This window comes from Serratia sp. CY56464, assembly GCF_052168435.1.
Taxonomy (GTDB): domain Bacteria; phylum Pseudomonadota; class Gammaproteobacteria; order Enterobacterales; family Enterobacteriaceae; genus Serratia; species Serratia marcescens.
Genome location: NZ_JBJNMV010000001.1, coordinates 2,593,241 through 2,616,888, shown reverse-complemented (window position 1 = coordinate 2,616,888; position 23,648 = coordinate 2,593,241). Strand labels below are relative to the sequence as shown.

General features: G+C 59.0%; 22 protein-coding genes and 1 other RNA gene. 13 read left to right on the top strand and 10 right to left on the bottom strand.

Features of this window, described 5'->3' with window-relative positions; genetic code table 11:
* Positions 1 to 56: 56 nt before the first annotated feature.
* Entirely contained in the window at positions 57 to 1,097 is a 1,041-nt protein-coding gene (locus ACJ8KE_RS12755) for a PLP-dependent cysteine synthase family protein (RefSeq protein ID WP_004940335.1), read from the bottom strand.
* Between the two features lie 122 nt (positions 1,098 to 1,219).
* Here ACJ8KE_RS12755 and ACJ8KE_RS12750 point away from each other — a divergent pair, with 122 nt between their 5' ends.
* From ACJ8KE_RS12750 to amtB, 5 genes are all read left to right on the top strand, one after another.
* Positions 1,220 to 1,681, top strand: coding sequence for an Lrp/AsnC family transcriptional regulator (locus tag ACJ8KE_RS12750; protein WP_004940330.1), 462 nt, complete (start codon positions 1,220 to 1,222; stop codon positions 1,679 to 1,681).
* Positions 1,682 to 1,773: 92 nt separating this feature from the next.
* Entirely contained in the window at positions 1,774 to 3,549 is a 1,776-nt protein-coding gene (smdA, locus tag ACJ8KE_RS12745) for a multidrug efflux ABC transporter permease/ATP-binding subunit SmdA (protein WP_016928851.1), read from the top strand.
* Entirely contained in the window at positions 3,542 to 5,320 is a 1,779-nt protein-coding gene (gene smdB, locus ACJ8KE_RS12740) for a multidrug efflux ABC transporter permease/ATP-binding subunit SmdB (protein ID WP_016928850.1), read from the top strand. The genes smdA and smdB overlap by 8 nt, the downstream gene beginning before the upstream one ends.
* A gap of 278 nt (positions 5,321 to 5,598) precedes the next feature.
* Positions 5,599 to 5,937, top strand: a complete 339-nt coding sequence (gene glnK / locus ACJ8KE_RS12735) for a P-II family nitrogen regulator (protein WP_049299676.1) — start codon at positions 5,599 to 5,601, stop codon at positions 5,935 to 5,937.
* A 35-nt stretch (positions 5,938 to 5,972) separates the two neighbouring features.
* Entirely contained in the window at positions 5,973 to 7,259 is a 1,287-nt protein-coding gene (amtB, locus tag ACJ8KE_RS12730; RefSeq protein WP_004940322.1) for an ammonium transporter AmtB, read from the top strand.
* Between the two features lie 90 nt (positions 7,260 to 7,349).
* Here the strand turns inward: amtB and tesB are convergent, their stop codons facing one another.
* Positions 7,350 to 8,213 (bottom strand): acyl-CoA thioesterase II, encoded by an 864-nt coding sequence (gene tesB, locus ACJ8KE_RS12725; RefSeq protein WP_016928847.1) that lies wholly within the window; start codon positions 8,211 to 8,213, stop codon positions 7,350 to 7,352.
* A 230-nt stretch (positions 8,214 to 8,443) separates the two neighbouring features.
* Between tesB and ACJ8KE_RS12720 the strand changes: the two genes are divergently transcribed.
* Positions 8,444 to 8,935, top strand: coding sequence for a YbaY family lipoprotein (locus ACJ8KE_RS12720; protein WP_016928846.1), 492 nt, complete (start codon positions 8,444 to 8,446; stop codon positions 8,933 to 8,935).
* A 64-nt stretch (positions 8,936 to 8,999) separates the two neighbouring features.
* On the opposite strand, the gene ACJ8KE_RS12715 is transcribed toward ACJ8KE_RS12720, so the two are convergent.
* A complete protein-coding gene (locus tag ACJ8KE_RS12715) occupies positions 9,000 to 9,314 on the bottom strand; it encodes an MGMT family protein (protein ID WP_004940317.1) in 315 nt (104 codons plus the stop codon).
* Between the two features lie 156 nt (positions 9,315 to 9,470).
* On the opposite strand from ACJ8KE_RS12715, the gene ffs reads away from it, so the two are divergent.
* Positions 9,471 to 9,567: signal recognition particle sRNA small type (ffs, locus tag ACJ8KE_RS12710), an RNA gene on the top strand.
* A gap of 329 nt (positions 9,568 to 9,896) precedes the next feature.
* Here the strand turns inward: ffs and ACJ8KE_RS12705 are convergent.
* The 3 genes from ACJ8KE_RS12705 to ACJ8KE_RS12695 form a co-directional block, all read right to left on the bottom strand.
* A complete protein-coding gene (locus ACJ8KE_RS12705) occupies positions 9,897 to 10,100 on the bottom strand; it encodes an HHA domain-containing protein (protein ID WP_004940313.1) in 204 nt (67 codons plus the stop codon).
* Between the two features lie 49 nt (positions 10,101 to 10,149).
* On the bottom strand, positions 10,150 to 10,518 hold the full coding sequence (tomB, locus tag ACJ8KE_RS12700; RefSeq protein ID WP_004940312.1) for an Hha toxicity modulator TomB: 369 nt from the start codon (positions 10,516 to 10,518) through the stop codon (positions 10,150 to 10,152).
* A gap of 158 nt (positions 10,519 to 10,676) precedes the next feature.
* Entirely contained in the window at positions 10,677 to 11,030 is a 354-nt protein-coding gene (locus tag ACJ8KE_RS12695; RefSeq protein ID WP_016928845.1) for a hypothetical protein, read from the bottom strand.
* Between the two features lie 404 nt (positions 11,031 to 11,434).
* On the opposite strand from ACJ8KE_RS12695, the gene ACJ8KE_RS12690 reads away from it, so the two are divergent.
* Genes ACJ8KE_RS12690 through ACJ8KE_RS12680 form a run of 3 tightly spaced genes read left to right on the top strand, consistent with a single transcriptional unit; the run spans position 11,435 to position 13,906 of the window.
* On the top strand, positions 11,435 to 12,148 hold the full coding sequence (locus ACJ8KE_RS12690; RefSeq protein ID WP_028128219.1) for a metal ABC transporter ATP-binding protein: 714 nt from the start codon (positions 11,435 to 11,437) through the stop codon (positions 12,146 to 12,148).
* Positions 12,145 to 13,002, top strand: a complete 858-nt coding sequence (locus tag ACJ8KE_RS12685) for a metal ABC transporter permease (RefSeq protein ID WP_004940309.1) — start codon at positions 12,145 to 12,147, stop codon at positions 13,000 to 13,002. The genes ACJ8KE_RS12690 and ACJ8KE_RS12685 overlap by 4 nt, the downstream gene beginning before the upstream one ends.
* A gap of 25 nt (positions 13,003 to 13,027) precedes the next feature.
* Positions 13,028 to 13,906, top strand: a complete 879-nt coding sequence (locus tag ACJ8KE_RS12680; protein WP_442517255.1) for a metal ABC transporter substrate-binding protein — start codon at positions 13,028 to 13,030, stop codon at positions 13,904 to 13,906.
* A 107-nt stretch (positions 13,907 to 14,013) separates the two neighbouring features.
* Here the strand turns inward: ACJ8KE_RS12680 and ykgO are convergent, their stop codons facing one another.
* The 4 genes from ykgO to sdeX all read right to left on the bottom strand — a co-directional run bounded on the left by ykgO (position 14,014) and on the right by sdeX (position 18,959).
* A complete protein-coding gene (ykgO, locus tag ACJ8KE_RS12675) occupies positions 14,014 to 14,154 on the bottom strand; it encodes a type B 50S ribosomal protein L36 (RefSeq protein WP_004940304.1) in 141 nt (46 codons plus the stop codon).
* 12 nt (positions 14,155 to 14,166) lie between these two features.
* Complete coding sequence (locus tag ACJ8KE_RS12670) at positions 14,167 to 14,421, bottom strand: type B 50S ribosomal protein L31 (RefSeq protein ID WP_004940303.1); 255 nt, start codon at positions 14,419 to 14,421, stop codon at positions 14,167 to 14,169.
* A gap of 186 nt (positions 14,422 to 14,607) precedes the next feature.
* Positions 14,608 to 17,754 (bottom strand): multidrug efflux RND transporter permease subunit SdeY, encoded by a 3,147-nt coding sequence (sdeY, locus tag ACJ8KE_RS12665; protein WP_016928842.1) that lies wholly within the window; start codon positions 17,752 to 17,754, stop codon positions 14,608 to 14,610.
* Between the two features lie 17 nt (positions 17,755 to 17,771).
* Positions 17,772 to 18,959 carry a multidrug efflux RND transporter periplasmic adaptor subunit SdeX gene (gene sdeX, locus ACJ8KE_RS12660; RefSeq protein WP_004940290.1) on the bottom strand — a complete coding sequence of 396 codons (1,188 nt, stop codon included), beginning with the start codon at positions 18,957 to 18,959 and terminating at the stop codon, positions 17,772 to 17,774.
* 142 nt (positions 18,960 to 19,101) lie between these two features.
* On the opposite strand from sdeX, the gene acrR reads away from it, so the two are divergent.
* The 3 genes from acrR to mscK all read left to right on the top strand — a co-directional run bounded on the left by acrR (position 19,102) and on the right by mscK (position 23,643).
* Positions 19,102 to 19,785 (top strand): multidrug efflux transporter transcriptional repressor AcrR, encoded by a 684-nt coding sequence (acrR, locus tag ACJ8KE_RS12655; protein ID WP_042705619.1) that lies wholly within the window; start codon positions 19,102 to 19,104, stop codon positions 19,783 to 19,785.
* An 11-nt stretch (positions 19,786 to 19,796) separates the two neighbouring features.
* Positions 19,797 to 20,150, top strand: coding sequence for a DsrE/DsrF/TusD sulfur relay family protein (locus tag ACJ8KE_RS12650; RefSeq protein ID WP_016928839.1), 354 nt, complete (start codon positions 19,797 to 19,799; stop codon positions 20,148 to 20,150).
* Positions 20,151 to 20,250: 100 nt separating this feature from the next.
* Positions 20,251 to 23,643, top strand: a complete 3,393-nt coding sequence (gene mscK, locus ACJ8KE_RS12645) for a mechanosensitive channel MscK (RefSeq protein ID WP_049299672.1) — start codon at positions 20,251 to 20,253, stop codon at positions 23,641 to 23,643.
* Positions 23,644 to 23,648: the final 5 nt, after the last annotated feature.

The window sequence follows — 23,648 nt, the reverse complement described above, 5'->3', positions numbered from 1 at the left end:
CTCCTTACAGCCGGCCGGGTATGACTACCCGGCTTTTTTTTACCCGAAGCCTGGCGTTACAAATCCGCCAGCTGCGCGAGATACGGCTGCAGATCGCCGATGTTGTTGCTGACCCATTCCGGGTTGTAATAGGTATCCAGATAACGCTCGCCGCTGTCGCACAGCAGGGTAACGATCGCCCCTTGCTCGCCGTTTTCCCGCATCTGCTTCGCCAACTGCAGCGCACCCCAAACGTTGGTGCCGGTAGAGGCGCCAACCTTGCGGCCCAGCACGCCTTCCAGCCAGTGAATGGTGGCGACGCTGGCGGCATCCGGCACGCGCAGCATGTTGTCGACCACCGACGGGATGAACGACGGCTCGGCGCGCGGGCGGCCGATGCCTTCGATACGGCTGCCGCAGCTGCCGATCAGGGTGCGATCGCCGTGGTGGAAGCAGTCATAGAACACCGAGTTTTCCGGATCGACCACCGTCAATTGGGTGTCGTGCCCCTGATAGCGGATATAGCGCCCCAGCGTGGCGGAGGTGCCGCCGGTGCCGGCGCTCATCACGATGTGTTTCGGCACCGGGAAGGGTTCGCGCGCCATCTGGCGGAAGATGCTGTCGGCGATGTTGTTGTTGCCGCGCCAGTCGGTGGCGCGCTCGGCGTAGGTGAACTGATCCATATAGTGGCCATTCAGCTCTTTCGCCAGCTGTTCGGAGGCGGCGTAGATCTGGGCGGCGTGATCGACGAAGTGACAGCGGCCGCCATAGAAGGCGATCTGCTCCACCTTGCGGCGCGCGGTGCAGGACGGCATCACCGCGATGAACGGCAGGCCGATCAGACGGGCGAAGTAGGCTTCGGACACCGCGGTGCTGCCCGAAGAGGCCTCGATGATGGTGGTGTTCTCGGTGATCCAGCCGTTGCACAGGCCATAAAGGAACAGCGAGCGCGCCAGGCGGTGTTTCAGGCTGCCGGTCGGGTGGGTGCTCTCATCTTTCAGGTACAGGCAGATGCCGGGAAACGCCGGCAGGTTCAGGCGAATCAGATGCGTATCGGCGGAGCGCTGAAAATCCGCTTCTATTTCACCGATAGCATATTTTACCCAAGAGTTTGTCATGATTTGGCCTCAGAATAGGGGGCTGGTTTATGGCGTAGCATAGCCTGTCGGCGGGAAAAAAGGATTGCCATTTTCCCTGTTTAATCGCCTAATGAGAGAAAATTTTTCTCCTGGTGGCCGCTATGTTAGATAAAACAGACCGTAAGCTGCTGTGCATGCTGCAGCAAGATTGCACCCAGTCGCTGCAGGCGCTGGCCGATGCGGTCAATTTGACCTCGACGCCGTGCTGGAAACGGCTGAAGCGCCTGGAGGACGAGGGCTATATTCGCGGCCGAGTGGCCTTGCTGGATAATGAAAAGCTCGGCCTGGGGTTGACGGCGTTCGTGCTGATCAAGACCCAGCAGCACAGCAGCGAGTGGTATCAGGCGTTTGTGCAGTTGACCAGCCAAATGCCCGAGGTGCTGGCGTTCTACCGGATGGCGGGGGAGTACGACTACCTGATGCAGGTCGAAGTGGCGGACATGAAAAGCTACGACGGCTTTTATAAGCGCCTGGTGAACGGCGTACCGGGCCTTATTGACGTCACCTCGAGCTTTGCCATGGAAAAAATCAAATACACCACCGCGCTGCCGGTGCCGGAGTGAAAAGTTCACCGGACGGGCGGCTCAACGATGGTATCCTGCTCTGCTGAAGCAGAAAAAGAGACAAATCCCATAAAATCCTGGAATCAAACTGCGTGAGATTATTTGCACAAATCGGCTGGTACTTCCGCCGGGAGTGGCGCCGCTACCTCGGGGCGGTGGTGCTGCTGATCGTCATCGCCATCCTGCAACTGTTGCCGCCTAAGCTGGTCGGCATCATCGTGGACGGCGTCACCGAAAAACAGATGTCCACCGGCGTGCTGATGGCCTGGCTCGGGCTGATGATCGGCACCGCGATCGTCGTTTACCTGCTGCGCTATGTGTGGCGGGTATTGCTGTTCGGCGCCTCCTACCAGCTGGCGGTCGAACTGCGCGAAAACTTTTACCGCCAGCTCAGCCGACAAAACCCGGCGTTCTACCTGCGCCACCGCACCGGCGACCTGATGGCGCGCGCCACCAACGATGTGGATCGCGTGGTGTTCGCCGCCGGTGAAGGCGTGCTGACGTTGGTGGATTCGCTCGTGATGGGGGTGGTGGTGCTGGTGGTGATGAGCACCCAAATCAGCTGGCAGCTGACGGTGTTGGCGTTAATCCCGATGCCGCTGATGGCGATCGCCATCAAATATTATGGCGACCAGCTGCACCAGCGCTTTAAATCGGCGCAGGCGGCGTTTTCCAGCCTGAACGATCAGGCGCAGGAAAGCATGACCAGCATACGCATGATCAAGGCCTTTGGGCTGGAAGATCACCAATCGAACCGCTTCGCCGATGTCGCGGCGCAGACCGGGGCCAAGAACATGCACGTGGCGCGGGTGGATGCGCGCTTCGATCCGACCATTTATATCGCCATCGGCGCGTCTAACCTGTTGGCCATCGGCGGCGGCAGCTGGATGGTGGTGAACGGTTCACTGACGCTCGGGCAACTGACCAGCTTTGTGATGTACCTCGGCCTGATGATCTGGCCGATGCTGGCGCTGGCCTGGATGTTCAATATCGTCGAGCGCGGCAGCGCGGCCTACAGCCGCATCCGCAGCCTGCTCGATGAGGCGCCGGCGGTGCAGGATGGCCCGCAGGCGTTGCCGGCCGGGCGCGGCGTGCTGGACGTGGATATCCGCGCGTTCCACTACCCGGACAACCCACATCCGGCGCTGCACGATGTGGCGCTGACGTTGAAGCCGGGGCAGATGCTGGGGCTGTGCGGGCCGACCGGGGCCGGTAAGTCGACATTACTGTCGCTGATCCAGCGCCAGTTCGACGTCGACCAAGGGCAGATCCGCTATCACGGCCTGCCGTTGCCGCAGGTCAAACTCGACGACTGGCGTTCGCGGCTGTCGGTGGTGAGCCAAACGCCGTTCCTGTTCTCCGATACCGTGGCGAACAACATCGCGCTGGGCCATCCGGGGGCGACGCAGGCGCAGATCGAACAGGCGGCGCGGTTGGCCAGCGTCCATGAGGACATTCTGCGGCTGCCGCAGGGCTATGACACCGAGGTGGGCGAACGCGGCGTGATGCTGTCGGGCGGGCAGAAACAGCGCATCTCCATTGCACGAGCGCTGCTGCTGGATGCGGAAATCCTGATCCTCGACGATGCGCTGTCGGCGGTGGATGGCCGTACCGAACACCAGATCCTGCACAACCTGCGCAGCTGGGGACAAGATCGCACGGTGATCATCAGCGCGCACCGGCTGTCGGCATTGACCGAAGCCAGCGAGATCCTGGTGATGCAGCACGGCGGCGTGGCGCAGCGCGGCGATCCGGCTGCGTTGGCGGCGCAGCCGGGCTGGTATCGCGATATGTACCGTTATCAGCAGCTGGAAGCGGCGCTGGACGAAGCGCCGGAAAACGGCGAGGAGGCGTTGGCCGATGAATAAAGTGCAAAAGCTGTGGCCGACGCTGAAGCGGCTGCTGGCCTACGGCTCGCCGTACCGCAAACCGCTGGGGCTGGCGGTGCTGATGCTGTGGATCGCGGCGGCGGCGGAAGTCGCCGGGCCGATCCTGGTGAGCTATTTTATCGATAATTACGTCGCCAAAGGGCAACTACCGCTGATGATCGTCGGCGGGCTGGCGGCGGCCTACATTCTGCTGGAGCTGCTGGCGGCGGCGCTGCACTACTTCCAGGCGCTGCTGTTCAACCAGGCGGCGGTGGGGGTGGTGCAGCGGCTGCGCACCGACGTGATGGACGCCGCGCTGCGCCAGCCGCTCAGCGCCTTCGACACGCAACCGGTCGGGCAATTGATCTCGCGCGTTACCAACGACACCGAAGTGATCAAGGATCTGTACGTGATGGTGGTCTCCACGGTGCTGAAAAGCGCCGCGCTGATCGGCGCCATGCTGGTGGCGATGTTCAGCCTCGACTGGCGCATGGCGCTGGTGGCCATCTGCATCTTCCCGGCGGTGTTCGTGGTGATGGGCATTTATCAATATTACAGTACGCCGATCGTGCGCCGGGTGCGCAGTTATCTGGCGGACATCAACGACGGTTTCAACGAAGTGATCAACGGCATGGGCGTGATCCAGCAATTCCGCCAGCAGGTGCGCTTCGGCGAGCGCATGAGCGCCGCCAGCCAGTCGCACTATCTCGCGCGCATGCAGACCCTGCGGCTCGACGGTTTCCTGCTGCGGCCGCTGCTCAGCCTGTTTTCGGCACTGGTGCTGTGCGGTTTGCTGATGTTGTTCGGCTTCAGCGGCGAAGGCGTGATTGGCGTCGGCGTGCTCTATGCCTTCATCAACTACCTGGGGCGTTTGAACGAACCGCTGATCGAGCTGACGTCACAACAGTCGATCCTGCAGCAGGCGGTGGTGGCTGGCGAACGTATTTTCGAACTGATGGATCGCAGCCAGCAGAGCTACGGCGCCGACGATAGTCCATTGGCCGGCGGCCGTATCGATATCACCGATCTGAGCTTCGCTTACCGTGCGGATAAAAAGGTGCTGCAGCATATTTCGCTGTCGGTGCCGTCGCGCGGCTTCGTGGCGCTGGTCGGGCACACCGGCAGCGGCAAGAGCACCTTGGCTAACCTGCTGATGGGTTATTACCCGGTCAGCGAGGGGGAAGTGCGTCTCGATGGCCGCCCGATCTCCAGCTTGTCGCACCGCACGCTGCGCCAGGGCGTAGCGATGGTGCAGCAGGATCCGGTGGTGATCGCCGATTCGGTGCTGGCCAACGTCACGTTGGGGCGCAATATCGAGGAAGACGCCGTTTGGCGGGCGCTGGAAACGGTGCAGCTGGCGGATCTGGTGCGCGGCTTCCCGCAGGGTATCCACACCCGCCTGGGAGAGCAGGGCAATAACCTGTCGGTCGGGCAGAAACAGCTGCTGGCGATGGCGCGGGTCTTGGTGCAGGCGCCGCAGATCCTGATCCTCGACGAGGCGACCGCCAATATCGACTCGGGCACCGAACAGGCTATCCAGCGCGCGCTGCGTGCGATCCGCGAGCACACCACGCTGGTGGTGATCGCCCACCGGCTGTCGACCATCGTCGATGCCGATTCCATTTTGGTGCTGCATCGCGGCCAGGCGGTGGAGCAGGGCAACCATCAGCAGCTGCTGGCGCAGCAGGGGCGTTACTACCAGATGTACCAGCTGCAGTTGGCGGGCGAACAACTGGCGGAAGCGGTGCGCGAGGAGAGCCAACCCGCCTGAACATGGGCCGCGCTCGCGGCCCTTCTTTCTTTCCAACGCACCATAAGCAGGCAAACCATCTGGGCCACGCCCCCTTTCTGCACTTTTTCGACGCGATGCGCACCAAATCGGTGCGCATTATTTAACCTATCCAAGGTATTGGCGCCGTGCTGCCTCGCGGCTGCGCCCGCGTGCCCGCTAATCCGCTGAATCGCCCTGCAAAATTAAATTTGGCACAGCCCTTGCTACATATGACGCGTACCAGGGGTGAGTTTGGGCTTAATTCGTGGAGGGGCAATATGAAGCTGGTGACCGTGGTAATCAAACCGTTCAAGCTGGAGGACGTGCGCGAGGCCTTGTCCTCCGTGGGCATTCAGGGGTTGACCGTAACCGAAGTGAAGGGCTTTGGCCGCCAGAAGGGGCACGCCGAGCTGTATCGCGGCGCCGAATATAACGTCAACTTCCTGCCCAAGGTCAAAATCGATATCGCCATCGCCGACGATCAGTTGGATGAAGTGGTTGAGGTGATTAGCAAAGCTGCCTACACCGGCAAAATCGGCGACGGCAAAATTTTCGTTGCCGAATTGCAACGCGTGATCCGCATTCGCACCGGCGAAACCGACGAATCGGCACTGTAACCGCGAACTCAGTTAAGTGATGGGGATGATTGATAATGAAAAGACTGTTATCCATGTTGGGCCTGAGTTCGGTAACCCTGGTTCCTTCTTTGGCCCTGGCCGCCCCGGCGGTCGCCGATAAGGCCGACAACGCCTTTATGATGATCTGCACCGCGTTGGTGCTGTTCATGACGCTGCCGGGCATCGCGCTGTTTTACGGCGGTCTGCTGCGCGGTAAAAACGTGCTGTCGATGCTGACGCAGGTCACCGTCACCTTCGCGTTGGTCTGCGTGCTGTGGGTGCTGTATGGCTACAGCCTGGCGTTCAGCGAAGGCAATGCGGTGTTCGGCGGATTCGAGACGGCGATGCTGAAAGGCATCGGCATCGACAGCGTCACCGGCAGCATCAGCCAGATGATCCACGTCGCTTTCCAGGCCTCCTTCGCCTGTATCACCGTGGCGTTGGTGGTGGGCGGCTTCGCCGAACGCATTCGTTTCTCGGCGGTGCTGATCTTCGCGATCCTGTGGTTCACGCTGTCTTATCTGCCGATCGCGCACATGGTGTGGGGCGGAGGCTACCTGGCCGCCGACGGCGCATTGGACTTCGCCGGCGGCACCGTGGTGCACATCAACGCCGCCAGCGCCGGGTTGATCGGCGCCTACCTGATTGGCAAACGCGCCGGCTTCGGTAAAGAGGCCTTCAAACCGCACAACCTGCCGATGGTGTTTACCGGGGCGTCCATCCTGTATATCGGCTGGTTCGGCTTCAATGCCGGTTCCGCCAGTGCGGCCAACGGCATTGCGGCCTTGGCATTCCTCAATACCGTGGTTGCCACTGCGGGCGCCATTCTCTCCTGGACCTTCGCCGAGTGGGTGCTGCGCGGCAAGCCTTCATTGCTGGGCGCCTGCTCCGGCATGATCGCCGGGCTGGTTGCAGTGACGCCGGCGGCGGGCACCGTGGGGGTGGGCGGGGCGTTGATCATCGGCCTGGTGGGCGGCGTCGCAGGCCTGTGGGGCGTCGTGACGCTGAAAAAATGGCTGAAAGTGGACGACACCTGTGACGTGTTCGGTGTGCACGGGGTGTGCGGCATCGTCGGCTGCCTGTTGACCGGGGTGTTCACCGCCTCTTCACTGGGCGGCACCGGTTACGCCGAAGGGGTGACGATGGGCCATCAGGTCTGGATCCAACTGGTGAGCGTGCTGATCACGCTGGTGTGGTCGAGCGTCGCCGCCTTTATCGCCTTCAAGATCGCGGGCGCCATGGTTGGATTGAGAGTGCCGGAGGAGCAGGAACGCGAGGGGCTGGACGTCAACAGCCACGGCGAGAGCGCCTACAACCAGTAAGGCTCAAAGCAGGGCAGTGCGCTAAAGACTAAAATAATGATGAAGCCAAAAGGGGCGATGGAAACATCGCCCCTTTCTTTATGCTGCGGATCAGGCGTCGCGTTGGCGAATCACCCCTTCCTGCACGGTGGTGGCGACCAGTACGCCGTCGCGGGTATAAATCTGGCCGCGCACAAAGCCTCGTGCGCCGGAGGCGGAGGAGCTCTCCACCGCGTACAGCAGCCAGTCATCCATGCGGAACGGGCGGTGGAACCACATTGAGTGGTCAATGGTGGCCACCTGCATGCCCGGCTCGAGGAAACCGACGCCGTGCGGCTGCAGCGCCGTCGGCAGGAAATTAAAGTCCGACGCGTAGCCCAGCAGATATTGGTGGATGCGCTGATCGTCCGGCATGCTGCCGTTGGCGCGGAACCACACATAGCGATGCGGTTCTTCCACGCTGCCTTTCAGCGGGTTATGGAATTTCACCGGGCGCATTTCGATCGGCTTCTGGCCGATAAATTTTTCGCGCACTTTTTCCGGCAGCATATGCGCCAGCTTCTGGGCGATCTCTGATTCAGATAGCAGCCCTTCCGGCGGCGGCACGTCCGGCATCAGGTTCTGATGCTCGAAGCCCGTTTCCGGACTTTGGAAGGAGGCGGTCATATAGAAGATAGGTTTGCCGTGCTGGATGGCGCTAACGCGGCGCGCGCTGAAGCTGTTGCCGTCGCGCAGGGTTTCCACGTCGTAAACGATAGGTTTGCTGCTGTCGCCCGGGCGCAGGAAGTAGCTGTGGAACGAATGCACGCTGCGCTCGTCCGGCACCGTTTGTTTGGCGGCGTACAACGCCTGACCGACCACCTGCCCGCCGAACACCTGGCGCAGCCCCAGATCTTCACTCTGACCGCGGAACAATCCTTCTTCGATTTTCTCCAGATCCAGCAGATCGAGGAGGTTTTGCAATGCCTGGCTCATAAAGTTGTTACCTTTCTAATAATCATTTTGCGCAGTGTGCGGAATATCACGGCGCGGCGTCAACATTTTGCGTTAAGGGCCGATGAGAATGCTCTTAATCATGGACGCCTTGGGCTGTTTAAGTGATTAATAGACGGGGTAAAGTGGATTTATCAGTGTTTTGTGCTAGGTTTAATAGGTGAGGTGGTGAAAGCCACCAACATGTTGATAATAAAAAAGGAGACCGATCCATGAAACTCTGGCAAATCGTAGGCGGTGCCGCGGCACTGACGATCACGCTGGCAGGATGCGCGCAAAAGAGTGCCGATGTGCCTACACAGGCGGCCGGTAACCCGGCGGCTGCGCAAACGCAGATTCAGGGCCCGGCGGTGACAGGTTCGGTTAATATACGTCAGCGCATTGCGCTGCCGCCGGACGCCGTACTGACGGTCACCCTCTCTGACGCTTCGCTGGCAGATGCGCCGTCCAAAGTGATTGCACAGCGCGCGGTACGTACTGAAGGGCAGCAGGCGCCATTCAGCTTTACGCTGCCGTACAACCCGTCCGACATCCAACCGAATGCGCGCATCATTCTGAGCGCGGCGGTGACGGTCAACGGGCGCCTGATGTTCATTACCGACACCATCCAGGAAGTGGTTAACCGCAACGGCACCCGCGCCGATCTGCTGCTGGTTCCGGTTCAGGGTGTGCCGATTCAGGCTGCGCCAACCGCCATGCAGTAAACTTACTGCGGTACAGCAAGATGAAATCAACAGCCTTTGCGCTTCGGCCAAAGGCTGTTTTGTTTTACCAGCGCCAGCCGTAGCGTTCGAAATCGACCGTGCTGTGCGGGCCGAAAATTATCCCCTCCGCCAGCAGTGCCTGCCGTTGCCGTTGAAAATCCTCCCCCTGCTGCGAGATCTGTCCGTGCCGGTTGATCACCCGGTGCCAGGGCAGCGTGCTGCCTTCGGGCAAACGCCGCAGCACGCCGCCAACCTGACGCGCGGCGCGCGGCGAGCCGGCCAGCCGGGCGACTTCACCGTAAGTGGTGACTTTGCCGAACGGGATGGCGGCCACGATATGGAAAACCCGCTGGCTGAAAGAGGCGTCTTCTGGTTGCATATTGCTGTTCCTGCACGAGTCAAAACCCAGGTGAAGAGTGTGCCACAGCGCAGGTGGGTAAGAAAACAGCGGTTGGCCCCGGTTGGCTTGCTATTTGGTGGGGCATCGCCGATAATGCCCACCGCTTCAGAGTACAGAAGCCGTCAATGGGGGCCCTGTTGGTTCTCCCGCAACACTAACTTGTGAACTCGGTCAGGTCCGGAAGGAAGCAGCCGCAGCAGGTGACGTGTGTGCCGGGATGTAGCTGGCAGGGTCCCCACCCATTTGGGCTTCGCCAATCCGCGCTTTTGTCACCTCTCTTCCACGTATCTATTATCCATTTCTGTCATCAGGCAGAGCGACACGCATTTCTTTTCTTCCCGCCCTCAATTCTTTTGGATAATGAATTAGCTGTGCTGGGGGCAGGCATAGTGAGGCGGGCGATGAGGTAACCTGTCTCGATTAAAAAAGAAAATTGTTTCCGGAAATATTATTATCGAAAGAGGGAACGTAAATGAAGTTTTACTGTCAATAGGAAAAGTACGTATTTAACTTGAACATTGAGGCCGATAAAAGCATCGGCTCAACGCGTTGGGGGGCTGATTATCTGACATATTTCCAAACGGAGGTGGGGATTTTGTCATACAGTTTGTTCATGGTGAGCTCTGCCAGACGGTGATCGGCCGCTGAGTAAAACAGCTCCAGTTCATCATCGGAAAGCTCGTACTTATTTTTCTCAATAACACGTTCGAGAGTATCAATCGTGGTGCATTTACGTAAACGCATCAGATAGTCGGTTTTAGTCATGGTGGCCTTTAGTTTAATAACCGTAAAATAGCTTGGGAATAATTATCCCCTAAGTTTTCATTGTCGTACAGATGTCCTCTCCTGAGAACATTCTGAATAATCTCGCCTTGGTTTTTTGCCAGCGGCGCAGGTCGGAATCATTGATACCATAGCTGCTGAACAGCGTATAGGTATCGTCGAGATATTCTTCGACTAACTCCGACAGGTCAGATTCGTCCATGTATTTAATTTTATAACTCATCACAAACGAAGCGATATGTTCGATCAACTCATTAAGCTGCAGGTTGACGGAGGACGTCGGATCGTTGACCCACCCATGATGACTGTCTCCCAGGGTAGCGATACCTTCATCATACAAATTTTCGCACAAGAATTTGAGCTGAGCAATGTCGTGCCGCTTAGGCGAATACTCATCCATATCATCCCCTCCGTAAGTCTTAATTGCGGTGTGATAACACTATGTGAGTAAGCTGATTTACATCATGAACGGAGGCAGCTTAACGGTGGTAAAATAAACTTCCCGTAAAATGAATATAAATCATTTTTTCGCGTTTGGCCTGTAGTTATTACGTAAACTTACAATTCATCCGCAGTTGATGGGCGTGAGTTATCAATGATGTCGAAGATTAAACCCCGTGACGTCACTTGAAACCGGACGCTGTCGTTGATGATATCTTCGCTGTTGATATCCAGGCAGGCATTAAAAATGCCCCACTTATAACGATAACTCATTGAATAATCGCCGCCACCTTGTTGCACTATATCAAGTATTTCTAATGAATCTTCGGCATAGCGTGCGCTTTCAGAATAAAAGCTGAGTCCGCTGGTCAGCGCCGGCACTAACTCCGCGCTATTGTCATTAATCACTTTCTTTAATTTTTTAACAGAAAGTGCGTTGACTTCCAGGTTACAGGCAAGGGTAACAAGCATTAATCTCGGCCAACAACAATGTTATCTGCTTATCTTACTCCTTTTCCGCCCTCGTCGGTAAATTTTTCGATTTACCGCTGTTCTTTACCTTACGCCAACATTCCAACCGAATGGAAATAGCCCTGAGTTTTGTAAGGGGGACGGGGGAAGATCCGCTGTGCGAGGGATTGTTACGTTCCGTTGCATTATTGTCGCGCCATAGCTTGAGATACGGTAGTTGTTGTGATGTTATATTATAACCATTAACCCGTCATTTTGGTCACCACATTGATTCCCACTTCGCAACATGGCGCCGCGTCGTCACTGAATTCGTTGTTCACCACCTCCGCTGCCGCGCGTTGTGCGGGTGCCGCTGTGCTGCTGGCTCTGCTGTGGCTCGGCATCTTTTGGGCGGTATCGCTGCCATGATCACCCTGCGCCAGTTGGTGCTGGGCTATGGCGCCACGCCGCTTTTTCCGCCGCTGAGCGGGCAGTTTACCACCGGCTCGTTGACCGCGGTGGTGGGCGTCAATGGGGCCGGAAAATCGACATTGCTGAAAACGCTCGCAGGTTTGCTGCCGCCGATGAGCGGCAGCCTGAATTTTAGCGGCGGAAAGCCGCCGCGCAGAGCTTATTTGCCGCAGCAGGCGGAATTGGATCGGCAATTCCCGATCGCGGTGAGCGATCTGGTGGCGATGGGCTGTTGGCCGCAAAGCGGCATGTTCGGAGGCATGAACAAGCGTGCGGCGAGCCAGGTCAATGAGGCGTTGGCGAGCGTTGGCATGAGCGCGCTGGTGCGCAACCCGGTGGGCGAGCTGTCCGGCGGTCAGCTGCAGCGGGTGTTGTTTGCGCGCCTGCTGGTCCAACAAGCGCCGCTGATTTTGCTGGATGAACCTTTCACCGGTATCGACAGCGCCACCACGCAGATCCTGCTGCAGGCGATCGCGCAACTGCACCGGCAGGGGAAAACGGTGATCGCCGTGCTGCACGATATGTCGATGGTCGCCGAGCATTTTCCGCAGGCGCTGTTGCTGACGCCGCAGGCTTGCCACTGGGGCGCGGCCGAGCAAGTGCTGGAGCAGGTGCCGAGGCATCACGCCGCCGAACGGCAGCCGGATCTGCGGGCGGTGGCGCCATGATGCTGTTGCATGGGCTTATCGATCCTTTTCTCTCTTTCGGTTTTATGCGTCGCGCGCTGATGGCTTGCCTGGCGTTGTCGCTCAGCGCCGCCCCGCTGGGCGTGTTTCTGCTGCTGCGCCGCATGAGTCTGGTCGGGGATGCCTTGTCCCACGCGGTGTTGCCGGGCGCGGCGATCGGCTATCTGATCTCCGGCATGTCGCTGGTGGCGATGGGCGTAGGCGGCTTTATCGCCGGGCTGGCGGTGGCGATGTTGTCCGGCCTGGTGAGCCGCCGCACGCCGCTGAAAGAGGACGCTAGCTTCGCCGGATTCTATCTGGGTTCACTGGCGCTGGGGGTCACGCTGGTCTCGCTGCGCGGTTCCAGCGTGGATCTGCTGCACGTGTTGTTCGGTTCGATCCTGGCGGTGGATGCGCAGGCGATGCTGATGGTCGGTGCGATCGCCTCGGTTTCGCTGCTGGCGCTGGCGGCGCTGTACCGCGCGCTGGTGATCGAATCCTTCGACGTCACTTTCCTGCGCGTTAACGCGCCGCGCCGGTTGGCGCTGATCCACGGCCTGTTTTTGGCGCTGGTGGTGGTCAATCTGGTGGCGGGATTCCAGATCCTCGGCACCCTGATGTCGGTTGGGTTAATGATGTTGCCCGCCGCCAGCGCGCGCTTCTGGGCGCGCAATCTGCCGCAGACGCTGGCGACGGCGATGGGCATCGGCGCGCTTTCCAGTCTGATTGGGCTGGTGTGGTCCTATCACGCTTCGCTGCCCGCCGGCCCGGCGATCGTGCTCAGCGCCAGCATCCTCTTTTTTGTCTCAATCCTGTTTGGAACGCGCGGAGGCATTTACGCCTTTGCGCGCCGTTGAGAAGTGCCATTTGCAAGGAGAAAGTATGAAACGTTTACCTATATCGCTGGCGGTTGCTGCTCTGCTGGCCAGCCCATTGGCGATGGCGAAGACCGTCGACGCCGTCGCCAGCTTTTCCATTCTGGGAGATATCGTCAAGCAGGTGGGCGGCGATCACGTCAAGGTCAGCACGCTGGTGGGGCCGGATGGCGATCCGCACAGTTTCGAGCCTTCGCCGCAGGACGGCAAGACGCTGGCTCAGGCTGATGTGGTCTTCGTCAGCGGCCTGGGGCTGGAAGGGTGGATCGATCGCCTGGTCAGCGCTTCGGGTTATAAAGGGCAGGTGATCACCGCTTCACAGAGCATCAACACCCGCCAGATGGAAGAGGATGGCAAACCGATTACCGATCCTCACGCCTGGAACAGCATGAAAAACGGCGTGCAGTACGCCACCAACGTGATGAACGCCCTGATCGCCGCCGATCCTGAGGATGCCAACTATTTTCGCCAGCGCGGCGCCGACTACATTCAGCAGCTGCAAAAGTTGGATCTGTGGGCCAAAACCCAGTTCGCCGCAGTGCCGCCGCAGAAACGTAAGGTGCTGACCAGCCATGATGCTTTTGGCTACTTTGGGCAAGAGTATGGCGTCACCTTCCTTGCCCCGGTCGGATTTTCCACCGAAGCGGAAGCCAGCGCCAGCGACGTGGCGAACCTGATTAAGCAGATTAAACAGGAGAAGGTTAACGCTTACTTTATCGAAAACCAGACCGATCCGCGGCTGGTGAAACAGATTGCCGCCGCCACCGGCGCCAAGGCGGGCGGCGAGCTGTACCCTGAAGCGCTCTCCCGCGCCGGCGGCCCGGCGGCCACCTATGAGCAGGCGTTCAAACACAATGTCGACACGCTGCTGAGCAGCATGAAGTAATCTCTGCCCCCCGCCCGCGGGTGGGGGACAGCTTGCAGGCACTTTCTCGCCATAAAAAAAGCCCCGTTGAGCAGCAACGGGGCTTTGCGACAGATGACACTTGGGAGTTAACGCTTTTTCTTACGTCCCTGTACCGCTTTGAATCGCGGATTGCTTTTACAGATCACATAGATGCGGCCACGACGACGCACGACTTTGCAATCCGGGTGGCGGTTTTTCGCCGAACGCAATGAACTCAATACCTGCATGGGGTTTCCTTGTTACTTATTGCCGATAAAGCGGCCAAAGCGCTGCTGGAAGCGCGCCGTGCTGCCTTCTTTGGAATAGTCTTTCTGCTTGCCGGTGTAATACGGATGCGAAGCGGAAGAGACGTCGAGGGTGACATACGGCCAGCTTTCGCCGTCCAGTTCGATAGTGCGATCGGTTTTGATGGTCGATCCCACTTTGAAGTAGGCATTGGCGCTGACGTCGTGGAACACCACGGTGCGGTAATCGGGGTGGATGCCGGGTTTCATAATGGCCTTCTAGTGTAATGTTATACTATAACAATAATTATGCGCCGACCTGGCATCGCGATCAAGCGCAAATTGCACACAAAAGTGAATTAATGAGAATGGTTTGCATTAAGTAACTGAAAAAAAATAAAAAGGCCGCATGCGCGGCCTTTTCGATTATCAGGTGGAGCTCACATCACTGAGCGATCAGTGGTGCTCTACCGGATGGCTGTGTTCCAGGTCTTCGTTCTTCTTGCTGAAGCGGCGGCGAACCACCACGAAGAACACCGGTACGAAGAAGATCGCCAAGACGGTAGCGGTGATCATCCCGCCCATTACGCCGGTACCAACCGCGTTCTGTGCGCCGGAGCCCGCACCGCTGCTGATAACCAGCGGCAGAACCCCGAGGATGAAGGCCAGGGACGTCATCAGGATTGGACGCAGACGCATACGCACCGCTTCCAATGTCGCTTCGATCAGGCCTTTGCCTTCTTTTTCCATCAGGTCTTTGGCGAATTCCACGATCAGGATGGCGTTCTTCGCCGATAGACCGATGGTGGTCAGCAGCCCCACCTGGAAGTACACGTCGTTGTTCATGCCGCGCATCGTCGCGGCCAACAACGCACCGATAACCCCCAGCGGCAATACCAGCATGACCGAGAACGGCACGGACCAGCTTTCATACAGCGCCGCCAGACACAGGAACACCACCAGAATCGAGATGGCGTACAGCGCCGGCGCCTGGTTGCCCGACAGACGTTCCTGATAGGACATGCCGGTCCAGTCGTAACCGATGCCGCTTGGCAGTTTGGACGCCAGTTGCTCCATCAGGTTCATCGCTTCACCGGTACTCTTGCCCGGTGCGGCCTGGCCCAGAATTTCCATCGACGGCAAGCCGTTATAGCGTTCCAGACGCGGTGAGCCGTATTCCCACTTAGCCGAAGAGAAGGCGGAGAATGGCACCATCTGGCCGCTGGTACCGCGCACGTACCACTTGTTGATGTCTTCCGGCAGCATGCGGAACGGCGCTTCGGCCTGTACGTACACCTTCTTCACACGACCGCGGTCGATGAAGTCGTTGACGTACGAACCACCCAGTGCAGTGCTCAGCGTGCTGTTGATGGTGGTGATGCTCACGCCCAGCGCCTTGGCTTTCTCCTGATCGACGATCAGTTTGAACTGCGGCGTATCTTCCAGGCCGTTCGGGCGCACGCCCACCAGCACGTCCGGATGCTGAGCAACCATGCCCAACAGCTGGTTACGCGCTTCGGTCAGTTTTTCGTGCCCCAGGCCGCCCTGGTCAATCAGCTCGAAGTCGAAGCCGGTTGCGGTACCGAGTTCGATGATCGCCGGCAGGTTGAACGGGAACACCAGGCCTTCTTTAATCTGCGAGAAGGCGCCCATGGCGCGACCCGCGATCGCTTCGACCTTGTTCCCGGCCCCCGGACGCTCGCCCCAGTCTTTCAGGCTGACGAATGCCAGGCCGTTGTTCTGGCCGTTACCGTTGAAGCCGAAGCCCGCGACGGTAAACACCGAAACCACGTTGTCCTTTTCCTTGTTCAGGAAGTAGTCGGAGACTTCTTCCAGCACTTTGTTGGTGCGGGACTCGGTGGCACCGGCAGGCAACTGCACCATGGTCAACAGGATGCCCTGATCTTCGTCCGGCAGGAACGAGGAAGGCAGGCGCAGGAACAGCAGGCCCATGCCAACCACGATCAGCAGGTAGATGATCAGATAGCGGCCGGTGCTGCGCAGGATGTTGCCCACGCTGTCGGTGTAGTGATGCGTGCTCTTCTCGAACATGCGGTTAAACCAGCCGAAGAAGCCTGTTTTAACCCCGTGATCGCCTTTCGGGATCGGTTTGAGCATGGTGGCGCACAGCGCCGGCGTCAGGATCAAGGCCACCAGCACCGACAGCGCCATCGCGGACACGATGGTGATCGAGAACTGGCGATAGATGGCGCCGGTTGAGCCGCCAAAGAACGCCATCGGCACGAATACCGCCGACAGCACCATGGCGATGCCCACCAGCGCGCCCTGGATCTGGCCCATCGATTTACGGGTGGCTTCTTTCGGCGGCAGCCCCTCTTCGGACATGACGCGCTCGACGTTTTCCACCACCACGATGGCGTCATCCACCAGCAGGCCGATCGCCAACACCATGCCGAACATCGTCAGGGTGTTTATCGAGAAGCCGAACGCCGCGAGTATCGCAAAGGTCCCCAGCAGTACTACCGGCACCGCGATGGTTGGGATCAGCGTCGCGCGGAAGTTCTGCAGGAACAGATACATCACCAGGAACACCAGGATGATGGCTTCGATCAGCGTTTTCACCACTTCGTTGATGGAGATTTTAACGAACGGGGTGGTGTCGTACGGATAAACCACTTTCATCCCTTGCGGGAAGAATGGCGCCATCTTGGCCAGCTCGTCTTTCACACCTTTGGCGGTGTTCAAGGCGTTGGCGCCGGTTGCCAGTTTGATACCCAGGCCGGCGGCAGGCTTGCCGTTATAACGCGCGGTAACGGCATAGCTTTCCGCGCCGCGCTCGATGTGAGCGACGTCGCGCAGGCGCACCTGGGAACCGTCGGTATTCACCTTCAGCAGGATCTTGCCGAACTCTTCCGGCGAAGTCAGACGGGTCTGCGCGATGATCGAGGCGTTCAACTGTTGCCCCGGCACCGGCGGCAGGCCGCCCAGCTGGCCTGCGGCGATCTGGTTGTTCTGCTCGGTGATGGCGGAGGTCACGTCCGTAGTCGTCAGCTGGTAGTTGTTCAGCTTGTTCGGATCCAGCCAGATACGCATCGCGTACTGGGCACCGAACAGCTGCACCTCGCCCACGCCGGACGAACGGCTGATCGGATCCTTGATGTTGGACGCCACGTAGTCCGCAATATCGTCCTGCGTCATGTTCGGATCGTCGGAAACGAAGCCGGCCACCATCAGGAAGCTGCTGCTGGATTTTTCTACTTTCAGGCCCTGTTGCTGAACTTCTTGCGGCAGCAATGGGGTGGCCAACGACAGTTTGTTCTGAACCTGAACCTGCGCGATGTCAGGATCGGTGCCGGAATCAAACGTCAGGGTAATGGTGACGCTACCAGAGGAATCACTGGTGGAGGACATGTACATCAGGTTATCGATACCGTTCATGTTCTGTTCGATAATCTGCGTGACGGTATCCTGCACCGTTTTGGCATCTGCGCCCGGGTAGGTGGCGGAAATACTCACCGCCGGCGGTGCAATAGTGGGATACTGCGCGATCGGCAGTTTCATTATTGCAAGCACCCCCGCCAACATGACGATGATGGCGATTACCCAGGCGAAAATTGGGCGGTCTATAAAGAACTTAGCCATGTATTACAGGCTCCTTTTTATGACTTCTGCGCTTCAGACTGCGGCTGTTTTTGCGCCTGAGTGTCAACTTCCTGCACCTTTACCTGCGCGCCTGGATGCACTTTCATCAGGCCGGAGACGATCACGCGATCGCCGGCTTTCAGGCCATCGGTAACCAGCCATTTGTCGCCAATCGCCTGATCCGCCTTCAGCGTGCGCAGCTCAACTTTATCGTCTGCACCGACCACTAACGCCGTCGCTTCACCACGCGGGTTGCGGGTGACGCCTTGCTGCGGCACCAGCAGCGCATCGCTGCGCACGCCTTCGTCCAGACGGGCGCGCACGAACATGCCAGGCAACAGCGTATCGTTCGGGTTAGGGAACAGGGCGCGAATGGTAATGGAACCGGTGGTCTCATCGACGGTGACGTCAGAGAATTCCAGCGTGCCTTCCTGCGCATATTCGGTGCCGTTTTCCAGCATCAGTTTCACCTTGGCCTTGCCGTTTTCCTGCTTCAGCGCGCCGCTGGCCAGTTCTTGCTTCAGGCGCAGGAAGTCGGTGCTCGACTGGGTGACGTCGACATACATCGGATCCAACTGCTGCACGGTGGACAGGGCGGTCGCCTGGCCGTTGCTGACCAGCGCGCCTTCGGTCACGGCGGATTTGCCGATGCGGCCGGAGATCGGGGAGGTCACTTTGGTGTACGCCAGATTAATGCGCGCGGTTTCGACGGCGGCCTTGGCGGCCACGACGGCGGCATCCGCTTGCTGCAGCGTGGAGACGGCGTTGTCGTAGTCCTGCTTACTGATATAGCTGGTACCCAGCAATGGCTTGTAGCGGTTTACCGTCACGCGTGCGATGGAAGCGCTGGCCTGTGCTTTGGCCAAATCGCCTTTCGCGCTGTCGTAGCTGGCTTGATAGGTTGCGGGATCGATTTGGTACAGAGACGTCCCGGCCTTGATATCGCTGCCTTCGACGAAGTTGCGCTTCAGGATGATGCCGCTGACCTGAGGGCGAACTTCGGCGATACGATACGCAGCGGTGCGGCCAGGAAGATCGGTAGTGATGTTGAGAGGCTCGGCCTTCAAGGTGACTACGCCCACTTCAGGTGCCTGTTGTTGGGCACCTTGCTGTTGGGTTTCTTTATCGTTACATCCTGTTAGCACTAAGCTGCCTGAAAGCATCAGAACGGCCGCCAGAGGCGTTAACCCTCTGTTTTTGTTCATAGAAAAACCTCAAGTGTCCGATTTCAAAATGATCAATGGATCACAAGCTTTAAAACCCATTGCTGCGTTAATTATATGTGCGTGCTATGGTACATACATTCGCGAATGTATGTAAATCACACTCCCCCTAAATAACAATGCCATGGCACGAAAAACCAAACAGCAGGCGCAAGAAACCCGACAGCAAATCCTCGATGCTGCGGTGAGAGAGTTCTCTGAACGTGGCGTTGCTGCAACGTCACTGACAGATATTGCCACCGCTGCTGGGGTTACGCGTGGAGCCATTTACTGGCACTTCAAGAATAAGGTAGACCTGTTTAATGAAGTTTGGGAATCTACCGAGCCGAAAATTGACCAGCTCGAAACAGAGTATCAGGCAAAGTTTCCCGATAATCCACTGCGGGTTATCCGAGAAATTCTGATTTACATTCTGACGTCTACGGTTGAAGACGGCCGCAGGCGGGCGTTGATGGAAATTATATTCCACAAATGCGAGTTTGTCGGTGAAATGATGCCGCTGCTGGATTCGCGCAAGGTGCTGTACCTCGCCGGTTACGAACGCATCGAGGCGGTGCTGTGCAACTGCATTCACCACGGGCAATTGCCGGCCGATCTGCACACTCGTCGCGCGGCGATCATCCTGCGCGGTTATATCACCGGCCTGCTGGAAAACTGGCTGTTTATGCCGGAAAGTTTCGATTTGCGGGCTGAAGCCGAAGCGCTGGTGGATGCGTTTTTGGAGATGCTGCAGTTTTGCCCCACCTTGCGCCTCAAATCCGATATGCCGACGGCAGCACCGTCCAACGCCGGCTCCCTGCCTTTATAAGGAGAGATTTCATGTCATCAGTCGTTCTCATCGCCAATGGCGCCGCCTATGGCCACGAATCCTTGTTCAATGCGCTGCGGTTGGCCATCGCCATGAAAGAGCAGCAGAGCGATCTCGATCTGCGGCTGTTTCTGATGTCCGATGCGGTGGTGGCCGGGTTGGCCGGGCAGCAGCCGCACGAGGGGTACCACCTGCAGCAGATGCTGGAAATCCTCACCGCGCAGCAGGTGCCGGTCAAGCTGTGCAAGACCTGCGCCGACGCGCGCGGCGTCAGCCGCTTGCCGCTGGCGGACGGCGTGGCGATCGGCACCTTGGTCGAGCTGGCGCAGTGGACGCTGGCGGCGGAGAAAGTGCTGACTTTCTGATTTCGCGACAATGGGACATCACCGGCAACGCTTTTGTTGTTCGTTGCCTGCCGGCGATCGTGATAATCTTCAGGCTTCTTAACCGATCCGAAGCTAAATCATGCATCGCTGGTTGACTCTGCCTTCTCTGGCGCCGCTCATGTTTGTCGGCGCATGCCGGCGGCGCATCGCCGCCGCGACTCTCCTTTTCCTTATTTACGCGTTCAGCTCGCCGGCGCAGGCGGCGCTGAGCGGCGATCTGCCGCAGCGCAGCGAAGTGCAAAGCCAGCTGGAAATGCTGAACAAGCAAAAAGCCCTGACGCCGGTCGAAAAGCTCTCCCAGCAGGATTTGACTCGCACGCTGGAGCTGCTGGATGCCCTTGAGCGCAACCGGCAAGACGCCGCGCAGCTTAAACAGCAGGTGCAGCAGGCTCCGGCGAAACTCAGTCAGGTCACCGCCGAATTGGATGCGCTGAAGCAGCCGGTAGACAATGCGGCGGCGCGCGCTGCGCTGTTGCCGCTGTCGCTGCGTCAGTTGGAAAGCCGGCTGTATCAAACGCTCGACGAGCTGCAAAGCGCGCAGGAGAGCCTCTCCACCTACAACAGCCAACTGGTGTCGCTGCAAACCCAGCCCGAGCGGGTACAAAGCACCATGTACGCCGCCTCGCAGCGCCTGCAGGAGATCCGCAGCCAGCTCAGCGGCCAGACGCCGGGGCAAGATTCGCTGCGCAACAGTCAGCAGGTGATGCTGAGCACCGAGCAGGCGCTGCTCAATGCGCAGCTGGAGCTGCAGCGTAAAAGCCTGGAGGCCAATACCACGCTGCAGGATCTGCTGCAAAAGCAGCGCGATTACACCACCGCGCATATCGATGCGCTCGATCGGTCGGTGCAACTGCTGCAGGAGATCGTCAACAGCAAGCGGTTGACGCTGTCCGAAAAGACCGCCAAAGAGGCGCAGAACCCGGAAGACGCCACCGATATTCAGCACGATCAGCTGGTCAGCAAGCAGCTGGACGTCAACCGCCAACTGAGCCAGCGGCTGATCGCCGCCACCGAAGAGAGCAACACCCTGTTCCAGCAGAACATTCGGGTCAAGAACTGGCTCGACCGCGGGCTGCAGGCGGAGCGTAACCTGAAAGAGCAGATCCAGGTGCTGAAAGGCAGCCTGGTGCTGTCGCGCATTCTGTATCAGCAGCAGCAAAGCCTGCCGCAGGGCACGCTGCTGGCGGATATGGATACGCGCATCGCCGATCTGCGGCTGGAGCAGTTCGATATCAATCAGCAACGCGACGATCTGTTCAAGGGCGAAGATTACATCAACCAGCTGGTGACCGAGAGCAAGGAAAAGGCCGGCCCGGAAGTGATCGACGCGTTGAACGAGATCGTCGACATGCGCCGCGAACTGCTGGATCAGTTGAACAAGCAGCTCAGCAACCAGCTGTCGCTGTCGATCAACCTGCAGATTAACCAACAGCAGCTCACCAGCGTCTACGGATCGCTGCAGGATACGCTGACCCAGCAGATTTTCTGGGTCAACAGCAACAAGCCGGTCGATCTGGCGTGGCTGAAGGCGATGCCGGAGGCGGTGCGCGATCAGATTGCCGGGCTCGATCTCAAATTCGACGGCGGCAAGCTATTGCAGGGCGGGGTGAATGCGCTGGTGTTCCTGATCCCGCTGCTGTTGGCGATCGGGGTATTGCGTTGGCGCTACCGGCTGATCGACGGCCATTTACAAAAGCTGGCCAACGATGTGGGGCAACTGAAGCGCGACGGCCAACTGCATACGCCGAAGGCCATCGCGCTGACCTTGCTGAAGGTGTTGCCCGGCGCCGCGTTGCTCCTTGGCGTCGGTTTCTGGATGTATCGCGCAGATTTTGGCATCAGCGACTTTATCTGGGCATTGTCGCAGCAGCTGGCGCTGTCATGGCTGGTATTCGCTTTCAGTTACCGCATGCTGAAACCGGGCGGCATCGCCGAGCGGCATTTCAACTTCGGCGCCAACCTGTGCGCGCATTACCGCCGCCAGACGCTGCGGCTGGGGCTGGCGCTGCAGCCGCTGATCTTCTGGTCGGTATTGGGCGAAAAAGCGCCGCTGCGCCTGGTGGAAGACGTTATCGGCCAGATCGTGGTGATGTTGACGCTGGCGCTGCTCACGGTGCTGGTGTTCCCGCTGTGTCGCGACAGCTGGCGTGAAAAGGGCTCGCACGCCGTGCGGCTGGTGATGGTCACTGCGCTGGCCGCCACGCCGCTGATCCTGCTGGGGCTGATGTTCGCCGGCTACTTTTATACCACGCTGCGGCTGGCCAGCCGCTGGATAGACAGCCTGTATCTGTTTTTCCTGTGGAATATTGTGTACCTGACTGCCCTGCGCGGCCTGAGCGTGGCGGCGCGGCGTCTGGCCTACCGGCGCGCGTTGGCGCGGCGGCAAAACGTGGCGAAAGAGGGGGCCGAAGGCGGTGAACCGGTGGTGGAAGAGCCGCCGCTGGCGCTCGATCAGATCAACCAACAGTCGCTGCGCCTGACCACCCTGGTGCTGTTCGCCATCTTCGCCAGCGCCTTCTACGCCATTTGGTCGGATCTGGTGACGGTCATCGCTTACCTGGACAGCATCACGCTGTGGCATTACACCAGCACCGTGGCGGGCAGCAGCGTGGCGCAGGCGGTGACGCTGGGCAACATGATGGTGGCGATCGCCGCGGTGATCGTCGCCTACGTGCTCACCCGCAACCTGCCCGGTTTGTTGGAGGTGGTGGTGCTGTCGCGGCTGCAGCTGCGGCAGGGGGCGTCCTATGCCATCACCACCGTGCTCACTTACCTGATTACCGCCGTGGGCGCCGTGGTTGCGCTGGGATCGCTCGGCGTATCCTGGGACAAACTGCAATGGCTGGCCGCCGGTCTGACGGTCGGGCTGGGCTTCGGCCTGCAGGAGATCTTCGCCAATTTCGTCTCCGGTCTGATCATTCTGTTCGAACGCCCGATCCGCATCGGCGATACCATCACCATCGGCACCTTCTCCGGTTCGGTCAGCAAGATCCGCATTCGCGCCACCACCATTACCGACTTCGACCGCAAAGAGGTGATCATTCCGAACAAGGCGTTCGTCACCGAGCGGCTGATCAACTGGTCGTTGTCCGATACCATCACCCGCGTGCTGATCAAGGTCGGCGTGGCCTACGGTTCCGATCTCGACAAGGTGAAAAAGGTGCTGCTGCAGGCGGCGCACGACAACCCGCGGGTGATGACCGATCCCGAACCGCAGGTGTTCTTCCTCAACTTCGGCGCCAGCACGCTGGATCACGAACTGCGGCTCTATGTGCGCGAACTGCGCGATCGCAGCTACACGGTGGATGAACTGAATCGCTCAATCGACCGCTTGTGCCGGGAAAACGACATCGACATCGCTTTCAACCAGCTGGAGGTGTATCTGCATAACCAGCAGGGCAATGAAGTGCAGGAAGTGAAAAGAACGCTGTCGCCGGACGACGGCGGCCAGACGGCGGCGGATAAGCAATGAGAGGC

What these genes read in the sequence shown, in the direction of transcription:
- ACJ8KE_RS12755 (WP_004940335.1), bottom strand. Translation starts at nt 1,097, where the DNA reads ATGACAAACTCTTGGGTAAAATATGCTATCGGTGAAATAGAAGCGGAT.
- ACJ8KE_RS12750 (WP_004940330.1), top strand. Translation starts at nt 1,220, where the DNA reads ATGTTAGATAAAACAGACCGTAAGCTGCTGTGCATGCTGCAGCAAGAT.
- smdB (WP_016928850.1), top strand. Translation starts at nt 3,542, where the DNA reads ATGAATAAAGTGCAAAAGCTGTGGCCGACGCTGAAGCGGCTGCTGGCC.
- glnK (WP_049299676.1), top strand. Translation starts at nt 5,599, where the DNA reads ATGAAGCTGGTGACCGTGGTAATCAAACCGTTCAAGCTGGAGGACGTG.
- amtB (WP_004940322.1), top strand. Translation starts at nt 5,973, where the DNA reads ATGAAAAGACTGTTATCCATGTTGGGCCTGAGTTCGGTAACCCTGGTT.
- tesB (WP_016928847.1), bottom strand. Translation starts at nt 8,213, where the DNA reads ATGAGCCAGGCATTGCAAAACCTCCTCGATCTGCTGGATCTGGAGAAA.
- ACJ8KE_RS12720 (WP_016928846.1), top strand. Translation starts at nt 8,444, where the DNA reads ATGAAACTCTGGCAAATCGTAGGCGGTGCCGCGGCACTGACGATCACG.
- ACJ8KE_RS12715 (WP_004940317.1), bottom strand. Translation starts at nt 9,314, where the DNA reads ATGCAACCAGAAGACGCCTCTTTCAGCCAGCGGGTTTTCCATATCGTG.
- ACJ8KE_RS12705 (WP_004940313.1), bottom strand. Translation starts at nt 10,100, where the DNA reads ATGACTAAAACCGACTATCTGATGCGTTTACGTAAATGCACCACGATT.
- tomB (WP_004940312.1), bottom strand. Translation starts at nt 10,518, where the DNA reads ATGGATGAGTATTCGCCTAAGCGGCACGACATTGCTCAGCTCAAATTC.
- ACJ8KE_RS12695 (WP_016928845.1), bottom strand. Translation starts at nt 11,030, where the DNA reads ATGCTTGTTACCCTTGCCTGTAACCTGGAAGTCAACGCACTTTCTGTT.
- ACJ8KE_RS12690 (WP_028128219.1), top strand. Translation starts at nt 11,435, where the DNA reads ATGATCACCCTGCGCCAGTTGGTGCTGGGCTATGGCGCCACGCCGCTT.
- ACJ8KE_RS12685 (WP_004940309.1), top strand. Translation starts at nt 12,145, where the DNA reads ATGATGCTGTTGCATGGGCTTATCGATCCTTTTCTCTCTTTCGGTTTT.
- ACJ8KE_RS12680 (WP_442517255.1), top strand. Translation starts at nt 13,028, where the DNA reads ATGAAACGTTTACCTATATCGCTGGCGGTTGCTGCTCTGCTGGCCAGC.
- ykgO (WP_004940304.1), bottom strand. Translation starts at nt 14,154, where the DNA reads ATGCAGGTATTGAGTTCATTGCGTTCGGCGAAAAACCGCCACCCGGAT.
- ACJ8KE_RS12670 (WP_004940303.1), bottom strand. Translation starts at nt 14,421, where the DNA reads ATGAAACCCGGCATCCACCCCGATTACCGCACCGTGGTGTTCCACGAC.
- sdeY (WP_016928842.1), bottom strand. Translation starts at nt 17,754, where the DNA reads ATGGCTAAGTTCTTTATAGACCGCCCAATTTTCGCCTGGGTAATCGCC.
- sdeX (WP_004940290.1), bottom strand. Translation starts at nt 18,959, where the DNA reads ATGAACAAAAACAGAGGGTTAACGCCTCTGGCGGCCGTTCTGATGCTT.
- acrR (WP_042705619.1), top strand. Translation starts at nt 19,102, where the DNA reads ATGGCACGAAAAACCAAACAGCAGGCGCAAGAAACCCGACAGCAAATC.
- ACJ8KE_RS12650 (WP_016928839.1), top strand. Translation starts at nt 19,797, where the DNA reads ATGTCATCAGTCGTTCTCATCGCCAATGGCGCCGCCTATGGCCACGAA.
- mscK (WP_049299672.1), top strand. Translation starts at nt 20,251, where the DNA reads ATGCATCGCTGGTTGACTCTGCCTTCTCTGGCGCCGCTCATGTTTGTC.